At 51.3% G+C, this 846-nt stretch carries 1 rRNA gene; it reads left to right on the forward strand.

Going from position 1 to position 846, the window contains the following annotated elements:
- A 23S ribosomal RNA gene (locus ACF8GF_RS24665) occupies nt 1-846 on the forward strand; the annotation flags it as partial.

The following is an 846-nucleotide window of genomic DNA, read 5'->3' on the forward strand; positions in this document are numbered from 1 at the left end:
TGGAAAGTGCGGCCATAGTGGGTGATAGCCCCGTACACGAAAATCTCTTGTCAATGAAATCGAGTAGGACGGAGCACGAGAAACTTTGTCTGAATATGGGGGGACCATCCTCCAAGGCTAAATACTACTGACTGACCGATAGTGAACCAGTACCGTGAGGGAAAGGCGAAAAGAACCCCGGAGAGGGGAGTGAAATAGAACCTGAAACCGTATGCGTACAAGCAGTGGGAGCCTACTTTGTTAGGTGACTGCGTACCTTTTGTATAATGGGTCAGCGACTTATATTCAGTGGCGAGCTTAACCGAATAGGGGAGGCGTAGCGAAAGCGAGTCTTAATAGGGCGTTTAGTCGCTGGGTATAGACCCGAAACCGGGCGATCTATCCATGGGCAGGTTGAAGGTTAGGTAACACTGACTGGAGGACCGAACCGACTACCGTTGAAAAGTTAGCGGATGACCTGTGGATCGGAGTGAAAGGCTAATCAAGCTCGGAGATAGCTGGTTCTCCTCGAAAGCTATTTAGGTAGCGCCTCATGTATCACTGTAGGGGGTAGAGCACTGTTTCGGCTAGGGGGTCATCCCGACTTACCAAACCGATGCAAACTCCGAATACCTACAAGTGCCGAGCATGGGAGACACACGGCGGGTGCTAACGTCCGTCGTGAAAAGGGAAACAACCCAGACCGTCAGCTAAGGTCCCAAAGTCATGGTTAAGTGGGAAACGATGTGGGAAGGCTTAGACAGCTAGGAGGTTGGCTTAGAAGCAGCCACCCTTTAAAGAAAGCGTAATAGCTCACTAGTCGAGTCGGCCTGCGCGGAAGATGTAACGGGGCTCAAACCATGCACC

Origin of the sequence: Pseudomonas sp. yb_5, from assembly GCF_043103865.1 — a bacterium.
GTDB lineage: Bacteria > Pseudomonadota > Gammaproteobacteria > Pseudomonadales > Pseudomonadaceae > Aquipseudomonas > Aquipseudomonas putida_Y.